General features: G+C 63.4%; 4 protein-coding genes and 1 pseudogene. 4 read left to right on the top strand and 1 reads right to left on the bottom strand.

Annotation, left to right across the window (positions count from 1 at the left end; translation table 11 throughout):
• Positions 1 to 119: 119 nt before the first annotated feature.
• From trbF to ACLH1I_RS26375, 4 genes and pseudogenes are all read left to right on the top strand, one after another.
• A pseudogene (gene trbF, locus ACLH1I_RS26360) lies at positions 120 to 440 on the top strand (conjugal transfer protein TrbF); the annotation flags it as partial.
• A complete protein-coding gene (gene trbG, locus ACLH1I_RS26365) occupies positions 437 to 1,486 on the top strand; it encodes a P-type conjugative transfer protein TrbG (protein WP_011191356.1) in 1,050 nt (349 codons plus the stop codon). The pseudogene trbF and the gene trbG, both read left to right, overlap by 4 nt.
• Complete coding sequence (locus ACLH1I_RS26370) at positions 1,483 to 2,703, top strand: TrbI/VirB10 family protein (protein WP_011191355.1); 1,221 nt, start codon at positions 1,483 to 1,485, stop codon at positions 2,701 to 2,703. Before trbG ends, ACLH1I_RS26370 begins: the two co-directional genes overlap by 4 nt.
• Positions 2,704 to 2,705: 2 nt before the next feature.
• Positions 2,706 to 2,942, top strand: a complete 237-nt coding sequence (locus tag ACLH1I_RS26375) for a DUF2274 domain-containing protein (RefSeq protein ID WP_026227538.1) — start codon at positions 2,706 to 2,708, stop codon at positions 2,940 to 2,942.
• Here the strand turns inward: ACLH1I_RS26375 and ACLH1I_RS26380 are convergent.
• A complete protein-coding gene (locus ACLH1I_RS26380; protein ID WP_011191354.1) occupies positions 2,939 to 3,835 on the bottom strand; it encodes a LysR family transcriptional regulator in 897 nt (298 codons plus the stop codon). The two genes, ACLH1I_RS26375 and ACLH1I_RS26380, sit on opposite strands and share 4 nt — an antisense overlap.
• Positions 3,836 to 4,167: the final 332 nt, after the last annotated feature.

The following is a 4,167-nucleotide window of genomic DNA, read 5'->3' on the forward strand; positions in this document are numbered from 1 at the left end:
AAGGCGCGGGAATAAAATCCCATTCAGACGCCGGATAGATTCAAGCAAGCCAACTTGTCGTCAAAATCGGTGTTGCAAAAACGGGAGTGACCATAGATTCCGTTTTCTGAGACGACCCCTGGCTGCGCGCCTACGACTTCACGACTGACCGCGGCGCCATGGCGCTCAATGACTACGCCCGCTCCAACGACCCCTTTACACGGGTCGGCCGGCAGCAGGTCGCTGTCGACGTCTCCAGCGTCATCCGCGCGTCCCCGGACAGCTTCCGCGTCGCCTGGGTCGAGCGCCGATACGAAAATGGCCAGCTCGCCGAGACCACGCGCTGGACCGCGATCCTGACGATCGTCGTGCAGATCCCCCGAAACGCCGACCGGCTCAGGGCGAACCCGCTCGGCATCTACGTCAACGCCATCAACTGGTCACGGGAGCTTGGGCAATGAAGCCGTATTTCCGTAAAGCCGGAAACCCGGCTTCACACACACACGTACTCCCGGCTCTCCGTAGAGCCGCATTCCCGGTCGTTCTGCTAGCGGCGACCGCGCTCGCGGGCTGCGCGACCACCAATCCGCCGCCGGAGATTTCCTACGACAATGCGGCTCCGGCGGTGCAGACCGTCGATCCACCCGCGCCGGTCACCGTGGTCGAGCTGCCCCGGCCGCTGCCGCTGCCTGGCCAATTGCAGCGTGTGGAGGAGACGCGGCGTGCCCCGGAGCCTTCTAATCCGACCGCTCGCGTCAACCAGGCAAACGAGGCGGCACGAGTCCAGCCGGTGCGCGACGGCTTCATTAACTCGATGCAGGTCTACCCGTGGACTCAAGGGGCGCTTTATCAAGTCTATACCGCCGTCGGGCAGATCACCGACATCGCGCTCCAACCCGGGGAGCAGCTTGTCGGCGCAGGCCCGGTGGCCGCCGGCGACACAGTGCGCTGGATCATCGGCGACACCGAGAGCGGATCGGGGGCAACGCGCCAGATCCACATCCTAGTAAAGCCCACCCGCGCCGACCTGATGACAAACCTCGTCATCAACACCAACATGCGCACCTATCACATGGAGCTGCGCTCGACAGAGCGCACCTATATGGCGTCGGTCTCATGGCAGTATCCGCAAGACCAGCTCATTGCGCTGCGCCGTCAGAACGCCGAGGCGCAGGCGGCCCAGCCGGTGGCGAGCGGCGTCGATCTCGCGAACGTCAACTTCCGCTATGCGATCGAGGGCGACCGTGCGCCGTGGCGGCCGCTGCGCGCCTTCGACGACGGACGCCAGGTCTTTATCGAGTTTCCGCGCGGCATCGGTCAGGGCGAGATGCCGCCACTCTTCGTCGTCGGCCCCGAGGGCAACACCTCTGAGCTCGTGAACTATCGCGTTCGCGGCCACCACATGATCGTTGATCGTCTGTTCGCGGCTGCCGAACTTCGCTTCGGCTCCGGCCGCGAGCAGAAGCGCGTCAGGATCGTCCGCACAGACGGGAGGCCGACCTCGTGAGCGAGAACCCGCCCCGGATTGAGGAAGTGCCGGACGACGATGCGCAGCCCCTGACCGGCGAGCCGGTCGGGCCTGCGCCGATGCGGCTGCGGGCCGAACCGCCCCGCGTCACCCGGTTGTCGCGGAAGGTTCTCGCCGGCCTCGGTCTTGTCGCCAGCGTCGGGCTCGGAGGTGCGCTGATCTACGCGCTTCAGACCCGCGACGCCGGTCGGCCGAACGACGAACTCTATTCGACCGAGAACCGCTCGACCGCTGACGGACTGGCCGGCCTGCCGCGAGATTACAGTGGCGTGCCACAGCTCGGTCCCCCTCTTCCCGGTGACCTCGGCCGGCCGATCCTTAGTACCCAGGATCGCGGACAGCCGGTGCCCACACCCGGGACGGCCACGCCCAATCCCGGCATCAGCCCGGAAGAGCAGCGCCGCCTTCAGGAAATCGAGACCGCGCGCACCAGCCGTCTCTTCTCCGGATCGGAAAGCCGGGGCACACCCGCTGCTGCGGGAGCTGCCCCAGCGCTCGCGCCGGTGCCGGATTTGGCGAGCATTGGCCTCGCTCCGCCGCCCGCCACGCCCTCGGCGCAGGACCGGCAGAACGCGTTTCTGAACGCCGCGGCCGATCGCAGGACGGTTGCGCCCGATCGCGTCGCTGCGCCAGTATCGCCGAACGTCCTTCAGGCGGGAGCAGTGATATCCGCGGCGCTGATCACCGGCATCCGATCCGATCTACCCGGCCAGATCACCGCGCAGGTCACCGAAAACATCTACGACAGCCCAACCGGCCGTATCTTGCTTGTGCCGCAAGGCACTCGTGTGGTCGGGCAGTACGACAACAACGTGCAGTTCGGCCAGAGCCGAGTCCTGCTCGTCTGGACTCGGCTCGTCTTCCCGAACGGGCGCTCGATCGTTCTCGAGCGCCAGCCTGGTGCTGACGCTGAAGGGTTCGCCGGGCTGCAGGATGGCGTCGATTACCATTGGTGGGATCTGGCCAAGGCTGCGGGATTGTCGACACTGCTGAGCGTCGGCGCCGAACTCGCGGTCGACAACGACGATCAGCTCGTTCAGGCGATCCGGAACGGTGGGCAGGACACCATCAACGACGCAGGGCAGCAGATTGTGAGGCGTCAGCTCAACGTCGCGCCCACGATCACTATTCGGCCCGGATTTCCCGTGCGCGTTCTCGTGACGCGAGACTTGGTACTGGAGCCATATGGAGGGTGATGATGTCGAAGCTTAAGCTAGGCCCCATCGCGGACGACAAGCCGCTTAAGGTACAGGTCGAGCTACCTGCAGCTCTCCACCAGGACCTTGTTGACTACGCCCACCTATTGGGCCGAGAGCAAGGTCAGTCCGCTGTTGACCCAGCTCGGTTAATCGTCCCGATGTTACAACGGTTCATCGCGACAGACCGTGGCTTCGCCAAAGCCAGGCGAACGTTGACGCCGGGGAGCGCCGATTAATCCGTGGTCCCCGCTCTAGAGGGGGTGTCGAAACACTTCAGCAGCAGCGGCAGAGTCGGGTTGTCGTTGTCACTGGAAGAAATTATAGCGGCCGTCGGCGCCCGCGCCGATGGGAGCGGGATCAACGCGATATCCGGCCGGTAGATCACGCTGGTGATGGTCAAGCCGAAGCCCTGTTCGACCATCGTCAGCAGGGTTTCTCGGCTGACTTGTTGGATCGAGAGTTGAACCGCTCCGTCTCCGGCGCCCACCATGCGCCGGAGTATGCCAGCGAGCTCACGCCCAGCGCCATCCGAGCGAACGAGGAAGACTTCGTCACAAACGTCCTCCCACGACAGCTGTGGCCGTGCTGCCAACTCGTGAAGCGGGGACAATGCCACGAACAGATCTGGTTCGCAGAGACGTCGAACTTGGAACTGAGGGCTCTTGCTCGCACTCAGGCTGATTGCTGCGTCCAGTAATCCGCGCTTCACCCCCAAAGTGTTTTCTTCTGAAGTGCCTTCCTCAAGCTTTACCTCGATCGTCGGATGTCTATTTCTGAATGCCGAGAGAATGTTGATGATCGGGCACGCCGGGAACGCTTCAAGCATTCCAAACCTCACGAGCCCGGTCTTGAGTTTCCGCGCGGAGCGGATCTCCGTTGCGGCGTTACGAAGGTAGCGCGCTCCCACCACCGCTTGTTGAAGGAAGCGCTCACCTTCTGGAGTCAGCCCTGCCCCCGCTCGCGTACGCTTGAAGAGAGAAAAGCCAAGTTGGCGCTCAAACAGCTGCACACGTCGGCTGACGGTGGATTGCGATATCGATAGGCGCTCCGCCGCTCGGCGGAAGCTGCCGGCCTCGGCGACCTGAACGGCGTACTTCAGGTATCGGAGATCAAGAGTCAGGTCGGGCATGAGACCCGTCCGATCATACCGGCGGTCTCATCGGCGAACCGCCTGCGCCCGGTGAGCGGCACCCATGCACGTCCACTTTCATCGAGCCCACCCCCGCTAGCGCCTGGGGAACGAGCACGTCCGTTGATCTCAGATGTGGAATCCGAGCTGAGCCCCTCAATGAGCATGACCATGTCCGAATCTGTCATAGATGCATGCGGCGGTCATACATTTTCACACGCTGTGTAAGTTCACACAGATATTGCAATTGCCTCAGAACACTAAAGGAGGGATTGCCAGATGTTGATGCAGCATATCGGTGTCGGCTATTTTGGGTATTACCGAGCAACTGC

This window comes from Klebsiella sp. 1SOBk10mer, assembly GCF_046602535.1.
Lineage (GTDB): Bacteria > Pseudomonadota > Gammaproteobacteria > Enterobacterales > Enterobacteriaceae > Klebsiella > Klebsiella quasipneumoniae.

Excerpts from the sequence above, each read along its gene's own strand:
- trbG (WP_011191356.1), top strand. The coding sequence starts at position 437 with ATGAAGCCGTATTTCCGTAAAGCCGGAAACCCGGCTTCACACACACAC.
- ACLH1I_RS26375 (WP_026227538.1), top strand. The coding sequence starts at position 2,706 with ATGTCGAAGCTTAAGCTAGGCCCCATCGCGGACGACAAGCCGCTTAAG.
- ACLH1I_RS26380 (WP_011191354.1), bottom strand. The coding sequence starts at position 3,835 with ATGCCCGACCTGACTCTTGATCTCCGATACCTGAAGTACGCCGTTCAG.